The organism is Cupriavidus pauculus (genome assembly GCF_008693385.1).
Lineage (GTDB): Bacteria > Pseudomonadota > Gammaproteobacteria > Burkholderiales > Burkholderiaceae > Cupriavidus > Cupriavidus pauculus_D.
The window spans coordinates 2,121,424-2,146,654 of sequence record NZ_CP044065.1; the positions used below are offsets into that span (position 1 = coordinate 2,121,424).

The 25,231-nt window shown below is 65.7% G+C and carries 17 protein-coding genes; all 17 read right to left on the reverse strand.

Annotated elements, in window-relative coordinates; genetic code table 11:
• Positions 1–118: 118 nt before the first annotated feature.
• The gene (locus FOB72_RS09765) at positions 119–9,358 is read right to left on the reverse strand and encodes a hemagglutinin repeat-containing protein (protein WP_150372328.1); all 9,240 of its coding nucleotides are present in this window, start codon (positions 9,356–9,358) and stop codon (positions 119–121) included.
• A 182-nt stretch (positions 9,359–9,540) separates the two neighbouring features.
• Positions 9,541–9,903 (reverse strand): cytochrome o ubiquinol oxidase subunit IV, encoded by a 363-nt coding sequence (gene cyoD / locus FOB72_RS09770; protein ID WP_150372329.1) that lies wholly within the window; start codon positions 9,901–9,903, stop codon positions 9,541–9,543.
• Positions 9,904–10,548, reverse strand: coding sequence for a cytochrome o ubiquinol oxidase subunit III (gene cyoC, locus FOB72_RS09775; protein WP_150372330.1), 645 nt, complete (start codon positions 10,546–10,548; stop codon positions 9,904–9,906). It lies immediately after the preceding gene.
• Between the two features lie 5 nt (positions 10,549–10,553).
• Positions 10,554–12,527: a cytochrome o ubiquinol oxidase subunit I gene (gene cyoB / locus FOB72_RS09780; RefSeq protein ID WP_150372331.1), complete on the reverse strand. Its 1,974-nt coding sequence runs from the start codon at positions 12,525–12,527 to the stop codon at positions 10,554–10,556.
• Positions 12,528–12,535: 8 nt separating this feature from the next.
• Positions 12,536–13,504, reverse strand: coding sequence for a ubiquinol oxidase subunit II (gene cyoA / locus FOB72_RS09785; RefSeq protein WP_150372332.1), 969 nt, complete (start codon positions 13,502–13,504; stop codon positions 12,536–12,538).
• Between the two features lie 482 nt (positions 13,505–13,986).
• Complete coding sequence (locus tag FOB72_RS09790; protein WP_150372333.1) at positions 13,987–14,466, reverse strand: MaoC family dehydratase; 480 nt, start codon at positions 14,464–14,466, stop codon at positions 13,987–13,989.
• 39 nt (positions 14,467–14,505) lie between these two features.
• On the reverse strand, positions 14,506–14,955 hold the full coding sequence (locus FOB72_RS09795) for a MaoC family dehydratase (protein WP_150372334.1): 450 nt from the start codon (positions 14,953–14,955) through the stop codon (positions 14,506–14,508).
• Positions 14,956–15,027: 72 nt separating this feature from the next.
• Positions 15,028–16,158: an acyl-CoA dehydrogenase family protein gene (locus FOB72_RS09800; protein ID WP_150372335.1), complete on the reverse strand. Its 1,131-nt coding sequence runs from the start codon at positions 16,156–16,158 to the stop codon at positions 15,028–15,030.
• Between the two features lie 13 nt (positions 16,159–16,171).
• Positions 16,172–17,374 carry an acyl-CoA dehydrogenase family protein gene (locus FOB72_RS09805; RefSeq protein WP_150372336.1) on the reverse strand — a complete coding sequence of 401 codons (1,203 nt, stop codon included), beginning with the start codon at positions 17,372–17,374 and terminating at the stop codon, positions 16,172–16,174.
• A gap of 105 nt (positions 17,375–17,479) precedes the next feature.
• Entirely contained in the window at positions 17,480–17,962 is a 483-nt protein-coding gene (locus FOB72_RS09810) for a DUF1178 family protein (protein WP_150372337.1), read from the reverse strand.
• 125 nt (positions 17,963–18,087) lie between these two features.
• Positions 18,088–18,714, reverse strand: a complete 627-nt coding sequence (locus FOB72_RS09815; RefSeq protein WP_150372338.1) for an NUDIX domain-containing protein — start codon at positions 18,712–18,714, stop codon at positions 18,088–18,090.
• Positions 18,715–18,750: 36 nt separating this feature from the next.
• The gene (locus FOB72_RS09820) at positions 18,751–19,059 is read right to left on the reverse strand and encodes a DUF2818 family protein (protein ID WP_150372339.1); all 309 of its coding nucleotides are present in this window, start codon (positions 19,057–19,059) and stop codon (positions 18,751–18,753) included.
• 34 nt (positions 19,060–19,093) lie between these two features.
• Positions 19,094–20,569 carry an NADH-quinone oxidoreductase subunit NuoN gene (gene nuoN, locus FOB72_RS09825; protein ID WP_150372340.1) on the reverse strand — a complete coding sequence of 492 codons (1,476 nt, stop codon included), beginning with the start codon at positions 20,567–20,569 and terminating at the stop codon, positions 19,094–19,096.
• Between the two features lie 21 nt (positions 20,570–20,590).
• Entirely contained in the window at positions 20,591–22,057 is a 1,467-nt protein-coding gene (locus FOB72_RS09830) for an NADH-quinone oxidoreductase subunit M (RefSeq protein WP_150372341.1), read from the reverse strand.
• 27 nt (positions 22,058–22,084) lie between these two features.
• On the reverse strand, positions 22,085–24,190 hold the full coding sequence (gene nuoL, locus FOB72_RS09835; RefSeq protein ID WP_150372342.1) for an NADH-quinone oxidoreductase subunit L: 2,106 nt from the start codon (positions 24,188–24,190) through the stop codon (positions 22,085–22,087).
• 61 nt (positions 24,191–24,251) lie between these two features.
• Positions 24,252–24,557 carry an NADH-quinone oxidoreductase subunit NuoK gene (gene nuoK, locus FOB72_RS09840; RefSeq protein WP_010809122.1) on the reverse strand — a complete coding sequence of 102 codons (306 nt, stop codon included), beginning with the start codon at positions 24,555–24,557 and terminating at the stop codon, positions 24,252–24,254.
• Between the two features lie 16 nt (positions 24,558–24,573).
• A complete protein-coding gene (locus FOB72_RS09845) occupies positions 24,574–25,224 on the reverse strand; it encodes an NADH-quinone oxidoreductase subunit J (RefSeq protein ID WP_150372344.1) in 651 nt (216 codons plus the stop codon).
• Positions 25,225–25,231: the final 7 nt, after the last annotated feature.

Sequence of the window (25,231 nt, forward strand, 5' to 3'; positions counted from 1 at the left end):
ATCATCACGGCAACGCGCACTGTTTTCGTGCGCGCGCCAGAAAACGGGGCGTAGCCGCCGCCAGACCGCGCCACGCCTGCGCTGAAACGGCCTCGCGCGGACTTCCTGCGTGGTGCGTTCAGCGCCGATCGAGCGTCTCGCCCGTGTGCATGTCCTTGAGCGGCTCAGACGATGCACCGAAATATGGCCGGGCCCAGATCAGCGTTCGGGCAGGCGTATCGCGGATGGCGGCAATCGAGAATTCGCTGCGCGCGGGAAACACGACTTCGGGCCCGAAGCGGCGGCCGTCGGCGCGCGGCATCTCCAGCTGGCGCCCTGCCGGGCCCTCGACCGCGAACAGATAAGGGCGCGGCCCGCCCGCTGCCGCCGCTCCCGCCAATCTCGACGCGCGATCGGCGTCCGCGAGCAGGGCCGAATGCATGAGCGGCTTCGCCGTCCTCACGATATCGCCCTCGACGATGGTCCGGCCGTAAAGGCCGGGCGCACCGGCGCCGCCGCGATAGGACGCCCCCGGAAAATCGCGCAATGCGAGCAGATCCGCGCGCGACGGCTGCCGGGCACCGCGCGGCGCGCCCGATGCCAACGGCAACGCGGCGCCCTGCAGCAAGGGCAGCATCATGGCCTGCTCGTACTGGCGCTCCGCTTCGGAGAACCTTCGCGCGAGCGGCGCGAAGCGCTGGGCGCGCGACTCGGCCTCCGCATCGGGCAAGGGCGGTGGCGGATCGAAATGCGGGGCCGGCGCGATCGCGGCGATCGCGTCCGCCATGCCGGGCTCGGTCCTGCGATGGCCCGTCAGCAGGTCTCGCTCCATGGCGGGCCTGCCCGGGCGAAGCCGCGCCGTCGCGGCCGCGCCGGCGGGGACTTCGTGCATCAGCACGTAGCGCACGCCGCCGTCGCTTTCCATGGCGCCGATTTCGAAGCGGGTGCCCGGTGCGTAGACCAGCGAGGGGTTGGCCTCGCCATGGAACGGCGTCGTGTTCCTGCCGGTACGGCCCTCGATACGGAACAGCGTCGGGATGCCCGCATCGACGGTGCCGACCGCGGCGCCCTCGCCGCGGCCGAGCGCGGCGCGCGCGTCGGGCAGTGCCATATCGGTGGAAAGGAAGATGTCCGCGGTCACGATATCGCCGGTCCTGACGAGCCGCTCGTATGCGAGCGCGGGCGTGCGCGTGGCGAAGTACGATACGCCGGGCGTCGGCGGCAGCGCGTGCAACGCGGCCGCGAGCGCATGCACGTCGCGCGTCACGGGCCCCGCGCCCGTGCCGCGCAGACTATCGTTGTAGGCGCCGGGCAGCTTCGCGAAAATGGCGACCGGATCGTAGGCGTCGCGGTTCGCGAAGACACGCGGCGCCACGCGCATCTTCGCGTCGTCGATGGCGCGGTGGCGCACGACCTCGCGTTCGTTGTGCGCGGCATATGCGGTCATCGCCTGCTTCATCTCGTCGAACATGCGCCGCGGCCCCGTGGCATGCCGGGCGGCGCGCTGCGGCCGCGACACAGCGCCTCGCGCGATCGCGGCCGGCATATCGGCACGTTCAGCGCGGTCGGCGCGGTCGGCGCGGTCGGCACGCGCCGCGCCGGCCGGATCGTAAGAGACCTCGTGGCGCGCGCGGCGGGGAACCGCCTTCCCGCCCAACGCCTCGGTGTCGTCGTGCCGGACCGTATGCTTGCGGCCCCTGTCGCTCACCCTGACACGCCCGTCCCTGCCCGTCACCTCCGCGTCGACGCCGCGCTCGTGCAGCGCATCGCGCAGCGGTGCGGCAAGCGCGGCGGAGTGGCAGCCGACCAGACTGACCTTGCAGGTATCCGCATTGGCCGCGAGCGGCGCCACCGCGTCGGCCAGTGCCGATATCGGCCGGCCGCTCAATGTCTGCGTGCCGGGGTCCCATTCGCCGACGAGGCTGTACTTGTGCCGGCCTCCCGCGCCGGTGGCGTCGCCGCGCCCGGACCACGGCACGAGCATGGTCGCCGCATGCTTGTGGCGCAGGCTTTGGGCCGCGTTCAGGACCTTGCCGCTGTCGTCGAGCGGCATCACCACGCGGCGATCGTAGTCGGGCATCGGCTCGCCCGTCAGCAGATGCCTGGCGACACCCGTCGAGGTGCCCGCGGCCGGCTTGTCCAGCCAGACATAGGTGCCATGCGCGGTATCGAGGATGTCGCGCACCGTCATTCGCGTATTCGGCGGATAGTAGACCTCCGTCCGGGCGTCGGGCCCCTGATACGGCGAAAACGGCGCGAGCGACTTTGCCGGCTGCCCGTCGAACACCATCAACACGGACTGGCGATCGGGCCTGTTGTCTGGCGCAGCGCCATGGTGGAGCATCGCCTCCTGCGCATAGCCCTTCGATGCCATCGCGTGAATGGCGGGTCCACCGACGACGTCCCCTTCCCGCACCATGCGGCCGAACACGCCCCGGGGCATTCTGTACGCGCCATAAGCGGTACCCGGATGATCGGGCAGCCTCGCCACCGTCTCCAGGAGGTGGGTCAGCGGCCGGTCGCCTTCGGGTGGTGCGCCGGCCGCCAGGCGCTCGAGCTGCCGCCGCTCGCGCATATCGAACAAGGGACGCGGTTGCGCGATCATCTGCTGCTGCGTGGTCTGCCAGTCCTCTCGCGCCTTGTCGCCCGACATGAGATCGGACTCGTCATAAAGGCGGTGATGATGGACCGGTATCGTGGGCGCCGCGCCGCCCAGCGCGTCAGGATCCGCGGTGTTCATGGGTAAGGTCTTTTTTTTTCCGCTGGCGAGCACCTTCACCTCGCCGGTCTCGCCCGTGACGCGGGTGGCCGTGTGCGGCTGCCCTGCCGCGAGCGCGGCTGTCGTACGCGCGGTCAGGCACGCACTGTCGCAGCCGAGCAGGTTCAGCTTGCCCAGCGTGGCGTCGGGGTTCGCGCGCATGCCGTTGCGGGCCAACCCGGCAAGGCGCTCGGGCGACAGGCCGCCGAGCGTGGCGTGCGTGGCGTCGCCGTGGCCCACCATCGTGAATTTGACATGGCCCTTCAGGCCGTCGGGCGGCAGGGGATCGGGCACGGCGCCGTGATCCCCCTCGCTGGCGGCCACACGCACGACGCGCGTGCCAGGATGCTTTTGCGCGACGTGCCGCGCGGCGCGGTCGACGGTTGGGGTATCGCCCAGGGCGAATACGACGCGGCTGTCGTAAGGCGTCTTGCCGGCGTCGCCCGAGTGTCCCGCGCGCGCGACGTGCTCGACGTGCTCGACGTGCTCGACCTGCCCCGCGTGCCGGGCGGCCACGGCGTGACCGGCATGCGCGTTGGACCCGGTGCGCCCGGTGGGCCCAGCGAGCGGCTGGTGCTGGCGCCGCGGGGCGCGCGCGGGTCGGATCACCGGTGGCAGTCCCACATTGACCACGGACGCCGTGATCTTCACCGGTGCCGCGGCCACTTCCCGCCGCACGCCGCCCGTCGCGTAATCGACCTGATCCGCATCCACCGTCGTCCCGATCAGCGTCGTGTCGCCACCGGACGCCACATGCACGCTGCCGCCGCGAATCCGCGCGCCCGTTTCCTGCTCGCGCGCGTACGTGCTGCGCCCCACGAACGCGCCCGGCGACCCCACGCCCGTCGACGCGCCGCCCCCCGCCTTCACGCGGCCGATATCGAGGCTCGCATTGAACTGCGTGGCATCACGGCTCTCGCGTTCGCGCGCCACGTCGAACGTGACATCGCCACCCGCCGCGACGCGCACGTCGGTGGCCGCCGACAACGACGTGCCAGCGAATCGCGCATCGCCGCTGCTGGCGATATCGATCGCCCCGTCGCGCGCGACCACGCCACCCGCCACATCGCGCGCATCGCTCGTCGACGCGCGCGAGACATTGACCCCGGCACTGACGCCGAACGACTGGGTACCGATCGAGACACCGCCGTTCGCGGCCGTGCTCGCATCGCCAGTGTCGCGCGTCACGCGGGCCGACTGGAACGCAAGATCGCCGCCGGCCGCAATGGTCACCGCGCCCCCCTCGATCGTCGTGCCTTCGAGCGTGGCGTCGCCCGTCGCCCGGACGGACACGTTGCCGCCCGCGTGCATCCGGCCCACCTGCACGCCGCGACCGTTGTCATGCGCGTGCGCGGTCGCATGGTCGCCCGATACCCCGACGCCCGGGCTCGCCAGATCGATCTGCACCGTCGCCCCCGTACCCGCCGACTGTTGCGAACGCGCATGCGTGTCGTACGCGGCGAGATGCTTCACCGACCCGGCGCGCACGTCGATCTCGCCCTTCGCCTCCACCTGCGTGCCCACCAGTCGCGTCTCGCCCGACGAGGCCGTCGACACGTCTCCGCCCGCGCGCATCGACGACACCACCGCTATCTCCGTCGCCGCGACATCCTGCTCCGATGACTGTCGATAGTCGATCTTGAGCCCCGCCCCCGCGCCGACGCCCGAGCTCAGCGTGCTGGCCGAATGCCCGGGCTCGACGGCCGCAGGCAGGCCCGCCGACGCCGAGGCATACCCACCCACGCGCGCGCTGCGATCGCCGGACCTCGTGGTCCGGTACGTGGTATCTCGCGCGGCCTCGCTCACGATCGTCGCGGCCGACTGCGTCAGGCTGCCGCCCGACGACACCGCCGTGCCGACATCGCGCAGCGTATCGCCCGCGTGCCGGACGAGATCGCCGCCGGCGGCGATCGACGACGTGACCGCGGTCGAACCGCCTTCGGTCCCCTGCTGACGCGCCTCGCGCCACTGCCATCCGGCCTCGGCATTCACGTGGGCCGCGGGCAGCCCGCCCGGCTGCTCGCCCGATGGCGCCGCGCCAATACCGGCCTGCGCACCCGCGCTGGCCGACGCGTAATAGCCGATGCCCGCGTCGCGGCGGCTCCAGGTGTTGGCCGTGACATCCTCGGCGGCCACCGCCGAGACGTTGCGCGCATCGAGCCGCATATCGCGACCGGACGCCAGTCGCGACCCCTCGATACTCACGTCGTCGCCCGCCTTGACGCGCAGCGCGCCGCCGGCCTCGATCGCCGAGCCCCGATGAACGACCTTGCGCGAGGTCCCGCTCCGCGTACTGTCGGCGACCAGTTCGAACGTGCCCTCCGCGCCGGCATTCGCGGCCGCATTCGCGCCAAGCCAGACTCCACGGCCCTCCCGGTGCGCCCCCGATCCGGCGCCGGCGTTCGCCCTCGCATGCGTGGTGCCCCCGAGGCGCAGGATGCTGCGGCGCGCCGTCGTCACCGCCGACGTCGATGTGTTGGGCGCGGCCACGACATCGATGCTGCCGGCCCGCAGGTCCGCGTCGCCGCCCGCCTTGACGTCCGCGCCCTGTAGCGTCAGCCTGCCCTTCGCCTGCATGCCGGCACGGCCACCCACGTCGATCGTGCTGCCGACATGCCTGCCCGAGACCGACTCGCCGACCGTGTCGGTCGCGTCGAACAGCGCGCCGTTGATGCCGTAGCCGCTCTCGTGGCTCACCGTGCGTTCGACGGTCTTGTCGGTACGGCCGACGATGCGCAGATCGCCATCGCTGCGAAGGTCCGCATTGCCACGCACCCTGACCTGCGCGCCCGCGAGCGTCGTCTGCCTGCCGCTGTCCGCGCGCAGGTTCCCGCCCACCTGCAGCGACGGCCGGGTGTGCCGGGTCTCTTCGACGGAATGCGTGCGCATCGACGTGGAAGACGTTCCGGCGGTGCCCGTGGTCGTCGCGTGCGTGGTCCGCTCGGACGTCGTGTCGAGGACCAGCCGGCCGGCGGCGGACAGCCTGGTGTCGCCTTCGGACGCGATCGTGCCGCCCGTCACCTCGATATCCTTGTCCGATTGCAGATCCACCGTGCCGCCGCGGATCTCGCCCGAGCGATTGACGATGCTGCCCTTGGCCCTGAGCGTCACCGAAGTCGCGCCCGAGATAACGCCGTGCTCGTTGTGGACGCCATCGGTATCGAGGTCGATCATGTCGGCCTCGATGGTCGCCGATCCCCGCGTGCGGGCCCGCGTCGCCGCGGACAGGTACACGACGGGCGCCATCATCGACATGCCATTGACGTCCGTGCGTACCATCCACACGATGTCGCCGGCGAGCCCGCGTTCCTGCGCGGCAGTCAACGCTTCGCCATGCACGAGCCCGAGCCGGTGCGCATCGCGTAACGCGTTGCCGATCAGGGCGCGCATCTGCTCGTTGGCATTCTCGTACTGCGAGAGCACGCCCCGCCCCGTCAGTTCGGCCATCTGCTCGCGCACGAGCGTCTGTTCGAGCCAGGCGTCGCCAGAGCGCGGGTCCTGTGCCGGATCCAGGCCCAGGCCCCGTATCAGGTTTCTGCTGGTCACGAGATCGCTGGGCGACGCGTCGCCGTGCGGTGCTGGCGTGGACGAGCGTTCGTCGGGGCCCGATTGAATGCCGTTCGAGCCGTTGGCGATCGAGACATTGTCGTTCGAGCCAGCGTTGTTCGAGCCGTTGGCGATCGAGCCATTGTCGTTCGAGCCATTGTCGTTCGAGCCGTTGTCGTTCGAGCCGTTGGCGTTCGAGATATTGGCGATGGAGCCGTTGGGGTTCGAGCCGTTCGTGATCTGCTCTGCCAAGGTCTCCGCCCTGTACGTCGTTCCGTCGGAGGACTGCCCATCGGACTTTCCGCCACCGGCTTTCCCCGCATCGGCTTTCCCCGTATCGGCTTTTCCCGTATCGGATTTCCCCGTATCGGATTTCCCCGTATCGGATTTCCCCGCATCGGCTTTCCCCGCATCGGCTTTCCCCGTCTCGGATTTCCCCGTATCGGATTTCCCCGTATCGGATTTCCCCCCATCGGACTTTCCGCCGTCGGACTTTCCGCCGTCGGACTTTCCGCCGTCGGACTTCGGTCCGCCGCCGGAACCCCCATCGGCAGTGCCGCCCCCCGAGCCGTCGTTGGGCGGCGGCACAGGCGGCAACTGCAGGGAACGCGGGTTCCACGGATACCTCGGCCTCCAGTATTCCCCGCCGTCCGAAAGCACCTTCACGTAGCGCGCGGTCAAGAAACTGGAGCCCGCGGTCAGCCCCAACGGAATCTGCCACTTCACCGCCAATTTGGGCTTCGTGTCCTCCTTGTCCTGCGACAGCGCCGATTCGGGCGCGAGCACATCGTCGATCGCCGACGTCTTTGCGCCACGATTGGTGATCGTGAACCCATCCCCCGCGATAACGCTCGCGCGAATGCCAGCGTTGTAGCCATGTTCGAAGGTACTTTTCACCTTCTTCATGACCTCGCCCTGATACGCGCACATATCATCCGGCGGACCGTAGCTTCCCCCGCACATCCTCCATTCCATGTCCTTAAAGAGAATGCCGTAAGAGACCCAGTAATCGCGCCGTGTCTTGGTGGTATGTTTCCAGGACAGCCGGGTCTCGAGCGCGAGGTCGTCGTTCGTCAGCGTCCCGCCCTTGAGCACGAAACGATTGCCCACGTCGTCGTAGATCCCTCTGCTACCGAATAGGCTCCCCGTGTTGTCGCGGGTCGCGGTAAAGCCTTGCGCAAGGATCGAGTTCCCCGCCCAGATGGTGCCCCCGATATTTCGCAGATCCGAGAAATTCAGCCACAGGTTATCGCTCGCGAGGATCTTCGGCGACTTGCTCCGCTTCGGGGCCGCATATTCCTGCCATTCGACCATCTGCGCCTTGTAGTTCTGGTAGTACCGATACCGTCGCGTCGGCCCGTGCCAGCGGTAGTGCTCCTTGCCATCCTTTACCGTCTCGTGCTCGAAGGTGACCCACCGGCGCGTGTCCCCCTCCTTGACCTCGTTACGAATCTGCCCCGCGACGAGCCGCAGCCGCGTGGCATCGATCACCCCGTGATTGACGATCGTGTTGGCCCGCAGATCCGCCCCGACCATCATCCCGCCCAGCATTTGCGAAATATGTCCGGTGTTCGTCAGCCTGCCGTTCACGATTGCGGACAACTTCTGACGGGCGGCGATCGTGCCGTGATTGGTGAGCTCGCCGCCGCCCTCGGACGCGCCCTCGGGCACGCGCAGATTGAGCTTGCCCGCCATGGCATACAACTGGAGCCGGTCCGCAACGATGGCCGCGTTCTCGTGGTTGACGATGTGAGGCGCCTTCAGCGTGAGGTTGTCGCGGGAATGAATGAGACCCCTGTTCTCGAATGGATCCCGCAACTCGATCAAGCTTGCGCTTTTTCCGCGCGTCTCGGACCCCTCCGACATACGGAGCGTCGCACTCGGCGTGTGCACGTTGTTGTGCATCCAGTCCCAGGGCAGGCGGCGGGGGTATTCGTATTCCAGCATCTGAGGGCCGCCGGGGCCCGCAGCCAGGTCCAGCCTGCGGAGCGACATATGCGTCGCCCCCGCCGAAATCAATCCCGCGCCAGCCGGCACCACCACCTCGTCGCCTCTGATATCCAGGCGGTCGCCGGACACCACCAGCGCGCCTGGTCTGAGCACGAGCGCGGCCTTCGGCACGGTCACCCTCACGCCCTGACGCGCGAGCACGCTGCCGCCCAGACGGACACCCATGCCACTGTCCCCGGACATCAGGTAAATCCGGTCCGCACTCATTGCCCCAAGCACGGTGCTGTCGATGGCAAAGCCTTTGGGCGTCTTGCTCCGGCCGATCGGATGAACGAAACGGCCCTGGTAATCGATCCGTGCGGCGCCCGCGATCAGGGCCAGATCGCCGGCACGATCCGCGGAACCGGCGTACACCCTGCCATTCAACGTGATCTGCTTGGCCATCAGTTGCGTCACGACCTGGCGACTCGCGTCGAGCCCGTTCGTGCGGTTGCCGCCTTCGACAAGAATGTCGCCGTCCGTCACTTCCACTCCGCCGAGCCCGCCTGACGCCTCCCAGTAAGGCTTGCCCGTCGTGAGCGTCACGCGGTCGCTCCCCTCGAAGCTGCAGCCGGAACAGGTAATGCCGTTGGGATTGGCGATCATGAGGTCGGCCTTGTGCCCGCGGACTTCCACGTGGCCGCCGAGCGTGCTGCGCTCCGCCGACACCACCTCGTTCACGATCAGACTGGCGGCGCTCGTCAGGCCGGGGTTCGCCCTGTCGACATAGCCAGCGAACGATGCGGGGTCCATTGGCTTTCCATCGGGGGCAAGGGTCGGCACGTTGTTGAACGCCAGTCCGTTGCGGCCGACGTTGAACGCGGTGTAGCGGTTGTGCGACACGCCCGCGGCATTGGGGGGCGCGATCTCCACCATCGCGACGCCATGGTTCCAGGTATGGGTCCGCACGCCATCGAGGGCGACAAGCGCCGGCGGACTCTGCGACGCATGGGACGGCGCCATCGGCACCGTCATCCACGCCGCCGCGATGGTCATCGTGGTCACGTCGGCGGGCCGGATCGAGTGTGCCGCGCGCGAGACGATCTCGGAGACTGCGCGGGAAAGAGTACGAGGGGTAGGTTTCAAGCGTTGCTCCACGGCTTGTCGAACATGCCGTGAAATGTCGCGAAAACCCGCGGCACTGGCTTTAGGCGTTCTCCGAATTTGTGACGAAGCGAGACAGTTTCGGCGATCGGCTAGGCCAATCCGCAAAAAAAAACCGCCCGGCGTGCACCGGGCGGTTTTGGCTCATGCCACCGAGGACAGCGTCAATGCGCCATCGGCATCATGTTGGCGTTCATGTTGTGCATGATCCAGAGCGAACCGGCCAGCACGATGAACAGGATCAGCACGGTGAACAGGAACGCGATCACGTTGCCGCGCTGCTCGTTCGAGCTGTCCAGATGCAGGAAGTACTTCAGATGGACGACGATCTGGACCACGCCCATGCCGAGGATGATCCAGAGGATCGTGCCGCGGTCCATGGTGCCGTCCATCACGATCTTGAACGGGATCACCGTCAGGATCACGGCCAGCACGAAGCCGATCACATACGACTTGACCGATGCGTGGCCGTGCGCGGCGCCGTGAGAATCGCCATGCGCGGCATGGCTGGATTGATGCTGGGCCATTTACATTGCTCCCATCAGGTAGACCACCGTGAAGACGCCGATCCAGACGACGTCCAGAAAGTGCCAGAACAGGCTCAGGCACATCAGACGCTTGGTGGTGGCCGTCGTGATGCCCTTGGTCGTGAGCTGATACATCAGCACGAGCATCCACAGCATGCCGCTCGCCACGTGCAGGCCGTGCGTGCCGACCAACGTGAAGAACGACGACAGGAATGCGCTGCGGTTCGGACCCGCGCCTTCGTGCACCAGGTGCGCGAATTCGTTGATTTCCATCACCATGAACGCCGCGCCCAGCAGGAAGGTCACGGCGAGCCAGCCCATCACGCGGCCCTTCTGCTTGTTCTGCAGCGACACCATGGCCATGCCATACGTGATCGACGAGAACAGCAGGATGAAGGTTTCCACGAGCACGTAGTTGAGCTCGAACAGCTCCTTGCCCGACGGGCCACCCGCCACTTCGCCGCGCAGGACGGCGAATGCGGCGAACAGGCACGCGAACAGGATGCAGTCGCTCATCAGATACAGCCAGAACCCGAAGATCGTGTTCCCGCTCGTATCGTGGTGCGCGTGGTCGTGTGTATCGTCATGCGCGTGCGCATGCGCCGGGGCTTGCGCCCCAAAACGGTCCAGGACTTCAGTCGTCATGGTGATCAGGCCCCCGAAGCAACACGTTGCAGCTGTTGCGTCTCAATCTGCTCGACCTCCTTGGCCGGCACGTAGTAGTCGATATGGTCGTCGTTCGCACGGAAGATGAACGACACCACCATGCCGATCAGGCCCACGATGGCAAGCCACCAGATGTGCCACGTCAGCGCGAAGCCCAGCACCAGGCTGAAGGCACCCATATAGAAGCCGGCGCCCGTGTTCTTCGGCATATGGATCTCTTCGTAGCCATCGGTACGCGGCTTCTCGCCACGCGCCTTCATGTCCGCGAACGCGTCCAGGTCACGCACCACCGGGGTGTGCGCGAAGTTGTAGAACGGCGGCGGCGACGAGGTGGCCCACTCCAGCGTACGGCCGCCCCACGGGTCGCCGGTCACATCGGCCAGCTTCTTGCGGTCGCGGATCGACACGACGATCTGCAGCACCTGGAAGAAGATGCCCAGCGCCACGAACACCACGCCCACCACGGCCAGATGCAGCCACGGGGTCCATGCGGGGTTGTCGGTATGGTTCAGACGACGGGTCATGCCCATCAGGCCGAGCACGTACAGCGGCATGAACGCGAAGTAGAACCCCAGGATCCAGCACCAGAACGCGCACTTGCCCAGACGCTCGTTCAGCTTGAAGCCGAACGCCTTCGGCCACCAGTAGGTGATGCCGGCCAGGTAGCCAAACAGCACGCCGCCGATGATCACGTTGTGGAAGTGGGCGATCAGGAACAGGCTGTTGTGCAGCACGAAGTCGGCTGCCGGCACGGCCATCAGCACACCCGTCATGCCGCCGATCACGAATGTGATCATGAAACCCAGCGTCCACAGCACGGGCGACGTGAATTGCACGCGGCCACGGTACATCGTGAACAGCCAGTTGAAGATCTTCACCCCGGTCGGGATGGAGATGATCATGGTCGTGATGCCGAAGAACGCGTTCACGTTGGCGCCGGAGCCCATCGTGAAGAAGTGGTGCAGCCAGACGATGAACGACAGCACCATGATCGCGCTGGTCGCGTACACCATCGACTTGTAGCCGAACAGCTTCTTGCCCGAGAACGTGGCGATGATCTCCGAGAAGATACCGAACGCCGGCAGCACCAGGATGTAGACCTCGGGGTGGCCCCAGATCCAGATCAGGTTCACGTACATCATGGCGTTACCGCCGCCATCGTTCGTGAAGAAGTGCATGTCCAGGTAACGGTCGGCGCCCAGCAGGGCCAGCGACACGGTCAGCACCGGGAAGGCGGCCACGATCAGCACGTTCGTGCACAGCGCGGTCCACGTGAACACCGGCATGCGCATCAGCGTCATGCCCGGGGCACGCATCTTGAGGATGGTGACCAGGAAGTTCACGCCCGTCAGCAGCGTGCCGAGGCCCGAGATCTGCAGCGACCACAGGTAGTAGTCCACCCCCACGCCCGGGCTGAAGTCGAGGCCCGACAGCGGCGGATAGGCCAGCCAGCCCGTGCGCGCGAATTCACCGACGCCCAGCGAGATGTTGACCAGCAGCGCGCCGGCCACGAACAGCCAGAACGACAGCGTGTTCAGGAACGGGAACGCCACGTCGCGCGCGCCGATCTGCAGCGGCACCACGAGGTTCATCAGACCCGTCATCAGCGGCATGGCCACGAAGAAGATCATGATCACGCCGTGGGCGGTAAAGACCTGGTCGTAGTGCTCGGGCGGCAGGAAGCCCGTATTGCCGCCGGTGGCGACAGCCAGCTGGGTACGCATCATCAGCGCGTCGGCAAAGCCGCGCAGCAGCATGATCAGCGCGACCAGCGAGTACATCACGCCGATCTTCTTGTGGTCGACGGACGTAATCCACTCGCTCCACAGGTAGTTCCATTTCTTGAAATGGGTGATGGCGCCAAGCAGCGCCAGACCGCCGAGCATTACCGCGCTCAGCGTCACCATGATGATCGGCTCATGAAACGGAATCGCCGACAGACTCAATTTGCCAAACATCGTTGCTCCTAGGATTGCGCGCCCACCGCCGGCTTGGCCGGCGTGGTCATGGACACCTGCGCGTCGCCAATCGTGTTGCGCGACGTGCAGACCGGACCGCCGTCGAAGCCTTCACGGGCCACGGCACGACCGCTGTTGTCCATGTATTGGTGCAGGATGCCGTGATACAGGTCGCCATCGACCTTGCCGTAGTACGTCACGGCAACGGCTTCGCTCGGCTTGGCGAGCTCCTTGTAACCTTCGGCGCCGAGCTGCTCCGACGACTCGCGGACCTTCGCGACCCACGCGTCGAAGTCATAGTTCGACATGGCCAGGGTCTTGAACTTCATGCCCGAGAAACCGCCGCCGCTGTAGTTCGCCGACATGCCGTCGAACGTACCGGCTTCGTTGGCGATCAGATGCAGCTTGGTCTCCATGCCCGCCATGGCATACACCTGGCTGCCCAGCGCGGGGATGAAGAACGAATTCATGATCGAATCCGACGTGATCTTGAAATTCACGGGCGTGTTCACCGGCAGCGCAAGCTGGTTGATCGTCGCGATCTTCAGCTCCGGATAGATGAACAGCCATTTCCAGTTCATCGCCACGGCTTCGACGGTGATCGGCTTGACGTTCGATTCGAGCGGCTTGTAGGGATCCAGCTCGTGCGACGAGCGCCACGTGATGATACCGAGCGCGATGATAATCAGGCAGGGGATCAACCAGACCACGACCTCGATCTTGGTCGAGTGCGACCAGTCGGGATCGTACGTTGCGGAGGTATTGCTGGCGCGATACTTCCAGGCGAACACGATCGTCAGAATGATCACGGGCACGACCACCAGCAGCATGAGCCAGGTGGCGATCAGGATGATGCCCTTGATATCCACGCCGATCTGACCCTTCGGGTCCATCAGCGTCAGGTTGCAGCCGGCCAGCAACAGCAGGCCAAGGCAAGGCAGGAACCGCGTCAGGCGCGGCATTCTAGGTAGTTTCATGTCACGACGGTCTGGTTGTGCCACGGCCCGAAGGCACGCGGCTTCAACTGCCCGATGCACGATGGCGGCAGGCAGGTTGAGCGGGGTAAAAACCGGAGGACGTGGACAGCGACTGACGACTGCGTGCGCGTGGCGCCGGAGAGGCGGTGGCGTGCGCTGAGGTGGAGGACTGCCCGAACCGCGGCTACGCCCGAAGGACTGCGTTGGTTCACGATGTCTTTGCCATGTCTGCTGTTACCATCCGGCGCGCCAGCGCTGTGCGCACGGATTTATGAGCAGATAGAGCAATACGTAAAGCATCGTGGGCGCGACTGTACCGCAACGCAACTTTGAGGGTAAACCCACGGGGTGCGGAAACACTGTTCTGTAAAACGGACAATGACGAGAACCTTACGGTCCGCTTACTTTTCGCTCCCGGGCGCGCGCCTGATGGCGGTTTTCTTCATATTTGGCGGGCCTCAAGCCCGCCAGCGACGATGCCGTTAACCATACCGCCGCGTAATCGATTCCGCGACGCAGACCGGACGATCCGACCCTTCCCGCTCGATCGTGACCTCCCAGTACGCCTGCCCGCCGACGAGTTCGGGCGCATTGGGCAGCGGATCGAGCCGCTCCACCTTCTGCAACCCGATGCGCGCCCGCAGCCGGCTGCCCACCGGCACCGGCGAGGTGAACCGCACGCGATTGAGCCCGTAGTTCACCGCCACCTTCGTGTTCTCGAACCGCAGCGCGTTCGCCATGAACTGCGGCAGCAGCGACAGCGTCAGGAACCCGTGCGCCACCGGCGCGCCGAACGGCGACTCGCGCTTTGCGCGCTCCACGTCCACGTGGATCCACTGATGATCGCCCGTGGCGTCGGCAAACAGGTTGACCTGCTGCTGCGTGATCTCGATCCAGTCGCTGACGGCCACTTCCTGGCCCTGCAGGCTTTCCAGTTCTTCCAGCGAGGCAATCGTACGCATGCGGTCTCCGTGCAATAGGGGAAAAGGTGAAAGATTGTGTCAGGCCGGGCGGCGTCCGTACATGCCCATGCCCTTGACGGTGCAGACCGGCTCGCCCCGCTGATTGGTGGCGCGCCAGATGGTGTGAACGATGCCGCGATCGGGCTTGGACGACGACGGCCGCGCGTCCAGCACCTCGAGCACCACGCTCAGCGTGTCGCCCGCGTAGACGGGCTTGATCCAGCGGATTTCATCGACCCCGGGCGAGCCCATGCTCGCGGTATCGGGCGGCATGTATTGCACGAGCAGCCGCATCATGATGCCGCAGGTCATCCAGCCGCTCGAGATCAGGCCGCCGTAGATGCTCTGCGCCGCCGCCCGCGGATCGACATGGAACGGCTGCGGGTCGTACTGTCGCGCGAACGCGACGATCTCTTCCTCGGTAACGGTGTAACTGCCCAGGTGGTGCTGACTGCCGACGACGTAGTCTTCGAAATAGACCGGACCCATGACTGCTCTCCTGCAAGACGCCCTCTCCCCGGGCGGGGAGAGAGGGCAACACCGTGTGCCTGCGTGCAACGATCAGGCCGCCTGCTGGAAGCCCGGCTGTTGCGCGAAGCGGCCGATGTGATGATCGACGTCACCGAACGTGGTGTTGATCAGCGTCAGACGCTTGAACATATGCGCGGCCGGCAGTTCGTCGGTCACGCCCATGCCGCCGTGGATCTGCACGGCCTCCTGCCCCACCGCGCGCGCGGCCTGTCCCACGCGCGCCTTGGCGGCGGAGACGAAACGGCGGCGCTCCTCGGGCGAGGCCTCGTCGAAGCGGCCCGCTGCCAGCACCGTGATCGAGCGCGCCTGCTCGGCATGGATGAACATCTCGACCATCCGATGCTGGAGCGCCTGAAAGCGCCCGATCGGCGAGCCGAACTGCTGGCGCGTCTTGGCGTACTCGAGCGTCGCCGCGTTGAGCGTATCGATGATGCCCACCGCCTCGGCGCACAGCAGCACCGCGGCATAGTCGGCCGTCGCCTCGAGGATGTCCCACCCCTTGCCCTCGGCGCCGATCGGCGTCGCGGGCGTATCGGCAAACGTGATATCGGCCGCGCGCAGGTTGTCGATGGTACGGTAGTCGCGCACGGTCACACCGGCCGCGTTGCGATCCACCACGAACAGCGCGATACCGGCCTCGTCCGCGTCGCCGCCCGACGTGCGCGCCGACACCACGAGCTTGTCCGCCTGGCCGCCGTGAATCGCCACGACCTTGCGGCCATTCAGCCGGCCTTCGCCGCCGGTCACCTTCGCCGTCACGCGCACGTCGTTGAGCGCATGGCGCGCCTGCGGCTCGTTGAAGGCCACGGCCAGCTTGACCTCGCCGCCCGCCACCTGCTCCAGCAGGGCTTCCTGCCCGCCGGCCAGCTTCAATGCATACGCGGCCACCACGGTCGCGAAATACGGTTCGATCACGAGCCCGCGGCCCAGCTCCTGCTGCACCACCATCATATCGACGGCCGTGCCCGAGAAGCCGCCCTGCGCTTCCGGCACCGGCAGCGCGGTCAGGCCGAGCTCGACCAGCGCGCCCCATGCCTGTTCGCTGAAACCGGTCTCCGAGCGGTAGGCCGCGCGGCGGGATTCGAAGTCGTAGCTGCGCTCGACGAAGCGGCGCACCGCATCGGCCAGCTGTTTCTGTTCGTCGCTCAGGTTGAAGTCCATGTCGCGTGTCTCCTCACAGCCCCAGGATCATCTGGCTGATGATGTTCTTCTGAATTTCGTTGGAACCGCCGTAGATCGAGGTCTTGCGGAAGTTGAAGTAGTACGCGGCCAGCGGCGCGGCATCGTCGAAGCCCGTCACCGCGTGGTCGCTCTCGCACTCGAGGTAGGCCGTGTCGAACGGCTGCGCGTACGGGCCCACGGCCTCGACCATCAGTTCGGTCAGCAGCTGCTGGATCTCGGTGCCCTTGATCTTGAGCATCGATGCCTCGGGCCCCGGGCCCTTGCCGGCCGCCTCGCTCGACACCACGCGCAGCACGGTGATCTCCAGCGCCATCAGCTCGATCTCGAGCGCGGCCACCTTCGCGCCGAACACGGGGTCTTCGAGCAGCGGCCTGCCGTTCTTCTGCTGCCCGCGCGCCAGGCGCTTGAGGAAGCCGAGCTCGCGCTTGGAATTGCCCACGCGCGCGATGCCCGTGCGCTCGTGGCCGAGCAGGTACTTGGCGTAGGTCCAGCCGCGGTTCTCGTCGCCGACGCGGTTCTCCACCGGCACCTGCACGTTGTCGAAGAACACCTCGTTGACCTCGCGCTCCTCGTCGAGCATGACGATCGGCCGCACGGTGATGCCCGGCGTCTTCATGTCGATGAGCAGGAACGAAATGCCCTCCTGCTTCTTGGCCTCCGGATCGGTCCGCACGAGGCAGAAGATCATGTCCGCGTGCTGGCCCAGCGTGGTCCAGGTCTTCTGGCCATTGACGATGTAGTGCCTGCCATCGGCCGTCAGCTCCGCGCGCGTCTTCAGCGAGGCGAGGTCGGAACCGGCGCCGGGCTCGGAATAGCCCTGGCACCACCAGTCGGTGCAGTCGAGAATGCGCGGCAGGTAGTAGCTTTTCTGGGCTTCGTTGCCGAACTTCATGATGACCGGCGCGACCATCGCCACGCCGAACGGCAGCACGCCGGGCGCGCCCACGCGCGCGCATTCCTCGTCCCAGATATGGCGCTGGGTCGCGTTCCACCCGGTGCCGCCGTACTGGACCGGCCAGTGCGGAGCGGACCAGCCCTTGCCCGCGAGCGCCTTGTGCCAGCGCACGAAGTCGTCGCGGTTGGGACGGCGGTGATTGAGCACCTTGGCGCGGATGTCCGCGGGCAGGTTGGCTTCCAGCCAGCCGCGCACTTCCTCGCGGAAGGCATCGTCGGCCGCCGAGTAGTTGAGGTCCATGCCTGTCTCCTGTGGCGCCGGCTCGCGGCCGGCGATTTTACGAATACGTGGGGTCGGCGCACCGCTGCGCCGGCCTCACGACTTCGCCAGGACACAGAATGCGATTCAGTGTGCCGTCTGCTTGAGCGCGTCGGGCACCACGAGCGGAAAGGCGTCGATGCCCTCTTCGGCCAGCGCCTGCACTTCCTCGCGCGACGCCTGACCGCGAATGCCGCGTTCGGGCGCCTCCTGGTAGTGCATGCGCCGCGCCTCCTCGGCAAAGCGGTCGCCAACGTCCTCGGTCTGTGCGAGTACCTGCCGCACGGCCTTCAAGTAGTGGGATTGCAGGGCCTGCAGCGCCTGTCGCGCGTCGTCGGACATCCCCGCACTCTCTCCACCCTGCCGGCCGGCCGGCTTGCCGCCGCCCGTCGGCGCGGTCGCACCCGACAGATTCAGGCGCGGCGCGCTCGGCAGACGGCTGACCGCATGGTCGCCACAGACCGGGCACTGGACCAGATCGCGTGCAATCTGCGATTGCGCATCTTCCTCCGAGGCGAACCAGCCCTCGAAACGATGGTCTTGCGCACAGCGCAGGTCGAGCACCTTCATGATCTTTCCAGCCCGTCGGGCAATATTAGCCGTGAATCGAAAATTTGTGAACGGTCGTGCTAATTTTTTCTTGCAACCTCAGTGCGCGACCGCAGCGGATCGCCAGCTTAGCAGGGATCACGGGTTCAGGCAGGACGCCCCGGCAGCGGCGGCAGCACCTGCTCGCCCGGCTGCCATGCCCCCGACAGCACCTTCTCGAGCCAGAACGCGCCGATGATCGTCTTGACGTCGGTAATGCGCCCCTGCCGCACCCAGTCGATGACCTGCCCGGCCGGGGTGATGAACGTCTCGAGGAACTCGCCATCGTCGAGTTCGGCCGCGCCCGCGGTCAGGTCGCGCGCAAGGAACAGGTCGATGAACTCGGTGGAATAGGAGATGACGGGATGGATGCGCGTGAGGTAATCCCAGCGCGCCGCGCGGTAACCGGTTTCCTCGATCAGTTCGCGCTCGCCGCAGCGCTGCGCGCCCTCTTCCGGATCCAGCTTGCCGGCCGGAAACTCGAGCATGACCTCACCGATCGGATAGCGGAACTGGCGCTCCATGAGCACCGTGCCATCGTCGAACAGCGGAATCATCATGACCGCGCCCGGATGGAGCACGTACTCGCGGCCGGCCTGCTTGCCGTCCGGCAGGCGCACGATGTCCTGCTTGAGCGTCAGGAACTTGCCGCGATGGAGGGTGGCCGAGGCGACCGGATGTTCCCGCAGACCGTCGTCCGATGCGGTCGTGGGGTCGTCGATCTTCTTCGTCATGCGAGCTCCGGGAGTATGCGGGCCCGGGACGCACCTTCAGGCCGCGCGGTGTTTGACGAGGTATTGCCAGGTAAAGCCGGGAAACGCGAACACGAGCATCATGCAGAGCGTGATCGCGTAGAACTGCCAGCCCTGCGGGAACGTGTTGCCAAGGCTCGCCTCGACGGCAAAGCCCGCGGCACCCGCCACGGCGTACCAGACCAGCAGCTCGACGAGGCGCAGCCACATCGGCTTGCGCGCCCACTTCAGCGCGACCGCGCCGAACAGCCGCTGGTTGATGAACGGCAGATTGGCACAGACCAGTGCCAGCAAGATGACAAACCAACCGCCAGCGGATGCACTCACGATCGGTTCGTCCTTTTCTGTCTGGGTCAGCGGATCACGAACCCAGCGACGCGCGGATGGCCTGGTAGCACAGGTTCATCAGCGCCGCGGGGAACAGGCCCAGCAGGATCACGGCCAGGCCGTTGATGCTCAGCACGCCGCGCAGGCCTGCCGTGGCTTCCAGCGGCTCTTCGCCGGCCGGTGCATCGAAGTACATCAGCTTGACCACGCGCAGGTAGTAGAACGCGCCGATCAGCGAGAACAGCACCGCGACCACGGCCAGCCAGCTCATGCCAGCCTTGACCACCGCTTCCAGCACGGCCAGCTTGGCGTAGAAGCCCACCATCGGGGGAATGCCCGCCATGGAGAACATCATTACCAGCATCAGGAACGCGAACCACGGGTTCTTGCGCGACATGCCCTTCAGGTCGTCGAGCGATTCCGCCTCGAAGCCCTTGCCGGTACGCAGCAGGATCAGGCCGAACGTGCCCAGCGTCGTCAGCAGGTACGTCACCGAGTAGAACATCGAGCCGCTATAGGCCTCGGCCGCGCCGGTGGCCGAACCGCCCGCCACGCCCGACAGCAGGCCCAGCAGCACGAAGCCCATGTGCGAGATGGTCGAGTACGCGAGCATCCGCTTGAGGTTGGTCTGGACGATCGCGGTCAGGTTGCCGATGGCCAGCGACACCACGGCCAGCACCACCAGCATCGCCTGCCAGTCGGTAGCCAGCGGCAGCAGGCCGTCCACGAGCACACGCACCATCAGCGCGAACGCGGCCACCTTCGGACCCCCGGCGATCAGCAGCGTCACCGCGGTCGGCGAACCCTGGTAGATGTCCGGAATCCACATGTGGAACGGTGCGGCGCCGAGCTTGAACGACAGGCCGGCAACGATGAACACCACGCCGAACGCGAGCATCGTCGTGTTCACGCGGCCCGACTCGACCACGCGGAACACTTCACCGAGGTTCAGCGAACCGGTCGCGCCGTACATCATCGACACGCCGTAGAGCAGGAAGCCCGAAGCCAGCGCGCCGAGCACGAAGTACTTCATGGCCGATTCCGACGTCACGCGCGATTCGCGGCGCAGCGCCACCAGCGCGTACGACGCCAGCGACAGCAGTTCCAGACCGAGATACAGCGTCAGGAAGTTGTTGCCGGTGATCATCACGATCTGACCGCCGAGCGTGAACAGCGCGAGCATGTAGAACTCGCCCGCGAACATGTCGCGTTCCTGCAGATAGCGGCGCGTGTACACGAGCGTGATCAGCAGGCCGAGCGAGCAGAAGGCCGACAGCACGTTGGCCATCGGATCGATCACGACCAGGTTCGCGAACGCATAGTGCGTGTCGCCGTGGCTCGCGTTGATCGCGAACCAGACGGTCAGCACCAGCGTGGTCAGCAGCGAAAGCGGATAGGCGACGCTCTGGCGGCCCTTGCCGCGCGCGAGGTCGATCCAGTTGATCGCCGCAATGGCGATCGCCAGGAAAATGATTGGCGCCACGGGGGCCAGGCTAGAAGACGCTTGCATGTTTATTTCTCTCTCCCCCGCTTACAGCTTGGACTGCGCGACGTGCGTCAGCAGGTTCGCCACCGAGGCGTGCATCACATCGGTAAAGGGTTTCGGATACAGGCCCATGTACAGCGTCATGATGGCGAGCAGGCCGAGCATGAAGAACTCGCGCTTGTTCAGGTCCACGAGTTCGCGCACGTGCTGGTGCACGATGTCGCCGAAGATCACGCGCTTGACCATCCACAGCGAGTACGCCGCGCCCAGGATCAGGGCCGTGGCGGCCAGCAGGCCGATCCAGAAGTTGTACTTCACGGCGCCAAGAATGACCATGAACTCGCCCACGAAGCCCGACGTCGCCGGCAGGCCGCAGTTGGCCATCGCGAAGAACACGGACAGCGCCGCGAACTTCGGCATCGTGTTCACCACGCCGCCGTAGTCGGCGATCTGGCGCGAGTGCACGCGGTCGTACAGCACGCCGATGCACAGGAACATCGCGCCCGACACGAAGCCGTGCGAGATCATCTGGATGATGCCGCCCTCGACGCCGATGTCGTTGAAGATGAAGAAGCCCAGCGTGACGAAGCCCATGTGAGCGATCGACGAGTACGCGACCAGCTTCTTCATGTCGGCCTGCACCAGCGCCACGAAGCCGATGTAGATCACCGCGATCAGCGAGATCGTGATGATGAACGGGGCCAGCGTGTGGCTGGCGTCCGGCGCGATCGGCAGCGAGAAACGCAGGAAACCGTAGGCACCGAGCTTCAGCATGATCGCGGCCAGCACCACGGAACCGCCGGTCGGCGCTTCCACGTGAGCGTCCGGCAGCCAGGTATGCACGGGCCACATCGGCACCTTCACCGCAAAGGCCATGAAGAACGCGATGAAGATCGCGATCTGCTCCTGCATCGTCAGCTTGGCGCCATGCCAGGCGAGGATGTCGAACGTACCGGTCTTGCTGTACAGGTACAGCAGCGCGACCAGCGTCAGCAGCGAGCCCAGCAGCGTGTAGAGGAAGAACTTGAACGCCGCGTACACACGGTTCGGACCGCCCCACACACCGATGATGATGTACATCGGGATCAGCGTGGCTTCAAAGAACACGTAGAACAGCAGGCCGTCCAGTGCCGAGAACACGCCGACCATCAGGCCGGACAGGATCATGAACGCGGCCATGTACTCGGCCACGCGCTCGGTGATCACTTCCCAGGCCGAGATCACGACGATCACGGTGATGAACGCGGTCAGGACCACGAACCACATCGAGATACCGTCCACCCCGAGGTGGTACTGGATCTTGAAGCGTTCGATCCACATCGATTGCTCGACGAATTGCATCGCGGCGGTGCCGGGCTCGAAGTGCAACACGAGCGGCAGCGTGGCGATGAAGCTCACCACGGCTCCGAACAACGACACCCAGCGCACGAAGCACTTGTTGTTGTCCGAGCCGAAGAACAGGACCAGCAAGCCGAAAAAGATAGGCAGCCAGATAGCGAAAGACAGAACCATTTCCTTGTTTTCCTTAATCGGTGCCTATCACTTGGTGCCTATCACGCCAGTGATCGTCAGCGTCAGCAGCACCAGCATGCCCACGATCATTGCAAACGCGTAGTGGTAGATATAGCCAGACTGCAGGTACCGGCTGGCCGCGGCGAACGTCGCCACGACACGCGCCGAGCCGTTCACGAGCAGGCCGTCGATCAGACCCTGATCGCCGCCCTTCCACAGACCCGTGCCGAGCAGGCGCGCGCCGCGCGCGAACACTGCCTGGTTGAACGCGTCCATGTAGTACTTGTTGTCCAGCAGCTTGTACAGGCCCGAGAAGCGGCGCTGGAGCGCGGCCGGAATGTCCGGGCGCTTCATGTAGAAGAACCACGACAGCACCACGCCGGCGATGGCCAGCCACAGGACCGGCGTCGTCAGCGAGTGGATCGCCATCGGCACCCAGCCGTGGAACGCTTCGCGCAGCTCTTCCATCGCGTGATGGTTTTCGCCGACGAAGATCACGTCCTTGAATGCCACGCCATGCTTGAAGAACTCGCCGAACAGCATCGGTTCGATCACGATCGCGCCGATCACGACCGACGGAATCGCCAGCAGCACCAGCGGCAGCGTCACCACCCACGGCGACTCGTGCGGCTTCTGGCCCGGGGCCAGGCCATGGTGCTCGTCGTGACCGTGGTCGTCGTCATGACCATGCGCGTCGTCATGGCCGTGGGCGTCATGGCCATGCGCGTCGTGCGCCTTGCCGAAACGCTCCTCGCCATGGAACACGAGGAAATACATGCGGAACGAGTAGAACGCCGTCACGAACACACCGGCCAGCACCGCGAAGTACGCGAAGCCCGAACCCGCCAGATGCGATTCCGCGACCGCCTCGATGATCGAGTCCTTCGAGTAGAAGCCCGAGAAGAACGGCGTACCGATCAGCGCGAGCGAACCGATCAGCGAGGTGATCCACGTAATCGGCATGTACTTGCGCAGGCCGCCCATGTTGCGGATGTCCTGGTCGTGGTGCATGCCCATGATGACCGAACCGGCGCCAAGGAACAGCAGTGCCTTGAAGAACGCGTGGGTCATCAGGTGGAACACCGCCACCGAGTAGGCCGAGGCGCCCAGCGCGACGGTCATGTAGCCGAGCTGCGACAGCGTCGAGTACGCGACCACGCGCTTGATGTCGTTCTGGATGATGCCCAGGAAACCCATGAACAGCGCGGTAATCGCGCCGATGACCAGCACGAACGACAGCGCGGTGTCCGACAGTTCGAACAGCGGCGACATGCGCGTCACCATGAAGATGCCCGCGGTCACCATCGTGGCCGCGTGGATCAGTGCCGAAATCGGGGTCGGGCCTTCCATCGAGTCAGGCAGCCACACGTGCAGCGGGAACTGCGCCGACTTGCCCATCGCGCCGATGAACAGGCAGATGCAGGCCACGGTCAGCATCATCCAGTCGGTGCCCGGGAAGATCACGCCGGCGAGCTTTTCGCGGGCAGCGAACACGTCCGTGTAGTTCATGCTGCCGCTGTAGGCCAGCAGCAGGCCGATGCCGAGGATAAAGCCGAAGTCGCCGACGCGGTTCACGAGGAACGCCTTCATGTTCGCGAAGATCGCGGTCGGACGCGTGTACCAGAAGCCGATCAGCAGATACGAGACGAGGCCCACCGCTTCCCAGCCGAAGAACAGCTGCAGGAAGTTGTTGCTCATCACGAGCATCAGCATCGAGAAGGTGAACAGCGAGATGTACGCGAAGAAACGGTTGTAGCCGGGGTCGCCTTGCATGTAGCCGACGGTGTAGATATGCACCATCAGCGAGACGAAGGTCACGACCACCATCATCATCGCGGTCAGCGAATCCACCAGGAAGCCGACTTCCAGCTTCAGGCCGCCGATGTTCATCCATTCGTACACGGTGGCGTTGTAGCTGGCGCCATCCATCACGTCGCGCAGCACCAGCAGCGAGAGCACGCAGGCGATCGCGACGCCGAGGATCGTCGCCGAGTGGGCGACGATACGGCCGCCGCGCGTATCGGAGGAGAACAGGCCGAAGAACTTCGTACCGAGCAGGCCGGCTATCGCGGCGCCGGCGAGCGGCGCAAGCGGAATCGCCAGCAGCAGGTTGGGGTCGAGCGTGGTTGCCATAGGACGCTTATTGGTGTGCGGTCGGTGAGCGGTCTTTGTTCGTGACGTGGTTCGGCACGGATCAGCCCTTGAGGGTATCCATGTCGTCGACGTTGATCGTGTCCAGGTTGCGGAACAGCACGACCAGGATTGCCAGACCGATTGCCGACTCGGCAGCGGCCACCGTGAGGATGAAGAAAACGAAAACCTGACCAGCCAGGTCGCCCAGGTAATGCGAGAAGGCGACGAAGTTGATGTTCACCGCAAGCAGCATCAGCTCGATCGCCATCAGCAGCACGATCACGTTCTTGCGGTTCAGGAAAATGCCAACGATGCTGATCGCGAACAGGATCGCACCGAGCACGAGGAAGTGAGCGAGAGAGAGCACAGCGAAATCTCCGGGCTTAGTTCTTGTTTGCGGTTGCCGCGGCATCCGCTTCCGCCCGGGCCTGGGCACCCTCCGCCGGCATGCTCACCATGCGGATACGATCGTTACGGCGCGTGCGCAGCTGGGCCGAGACGTCCTGGCCCTTCGCGTCCTTGCGGCGGCGCAGCGTCAGCGCGACGGCCGCGACGATTGCCACCAGCAGGATGATGCCGGCCACTTCGAATGCGTACACGTAGTCGGTGTAGATCAGCTTGCCCAGCGCGTGCGTGTTCGAATAGTTCGGGTCCTGCATGCCGGGCGCGACGACGGGCGTCGTGGTGCCGACGAAGTTGCGCACGAGCACGATCGCCATTTCCGCGATGATCAGCGCGCCGATCACCGAGGCCATCGGCACATAGGTCCAGAAATCTCGCCGCAGGTGCTCGATGTCGATATCGATCATCATCACCACGAACAGGAACAGCACCATCACGGCGCCCACATACACGAGCACGAGCAGGATCGCGAGGAACTCCGCCTTCAGCAGCATCCAGATGGCGGCCGCCGTGAAGAACGACAGTACGAGGAACAGTGCTGCGTGCACCGGATTCTTGGCCGTGATGACTTTCAGTGCGGAGAGCACCAGCACCAGGGCAAAGACATAGAAGATGGTGGTCGTGAGTTCCATGGTCCGT

Coding starts and splice junctions, on each gene's coding strand:
- cyoD (WP_150372329.1), bottom strand. CDS start 9,903: ATGGCCCAGCATCAATCCAGCCATGCCGCGCATGGCGATTCTCACGGC.
- cyoC (WP_150372330.1), bottom strand. CDS start 10,548: ATGACGACTGAAGTCCTGGACCGTTTTGGGGCGCAAGCCCCGGCGCAT.
- cyoB (WP_150372331.1), bottom strand. CDS start 12,527: ATGTTTGGCAAATTGAGTCTGTCGGCGATTCCGTTTCATGAGCCGATC.
- cyoA (WP_150372332.1), bottom strand. CDS start 13,504: ATGAAACTACCTAGAATGCCGCGCCTGACGCGGTTCCTGCCTTGCCTT.
- FOB72_RS09790 (WP_150372333.1), bottom strand. CDS start 14,466: ATGCGTACGATTGCCTCGCTGGAAGAACTGGAAAGCCTGCAGGGCCAG.
- FOB72_RS09795 (WP_150372334.1), bottom strand. CDS start 14,955: ATGGGTCCGGTCTATTTCGAAGACTACGTCGTCGGCAGTCAGCACCAC.
- FOB72_RS09800 (WP_150372335.1), bottom strand. CDS start 16,158: ATGGACTTCAACCTGAGCGACGAACAGAAACAGCTGGCCGATGCGGTG.
- FOB72_RS09805 (WP_150372336.1), bottom strand. CDS start 17,374: ATGGACCTCAACTACTCGGCGGCCGACGATGCCTTCCGCGAGGAAGTG.
- FOB72_RS09810 (WP_150372337.1), bottom strand. CDS start 17,962: ATGAAGGTGCTCGACCTGCGCTGTGCGCAAGACCATCGTTTCGAGGGC.
- FOB72_RS09815 (WP_150372338.1), bottom strand. CDS start 18,714: ATGACGAAGAAGATCGACGACCCCACGACCGCATCGGACGACGGTCTG.
- nuoN (WP_150372340.1), bottom strand. CDS start 20,569: ATGCAAGCGTCTTCTAGCCTGGCCCCCGTGGCGCCAATCATTTTCCTG.
- FOB72_RS09830 (WP_150372341.1), bottom strand. CDS start 22,057: ATGGTTCTGTCTTTCGCTATCTGGCTGCCTATCTTTTTCGGCTTGCTG.
- nuoL (WP_150372342.1), bottom strand. CDS start 24,190: ATGGCAACCACGCTCGACCCCAACCTGCTGCTGGCGATTCCGCTTGCG.
- FOB72_RS09845 (WP_150372344.1), bottom strand. CDS start 25,224: ATGGAACTCACGACCACCATCTTCTATGTCTTTGCCCTGGTGCTGGTG.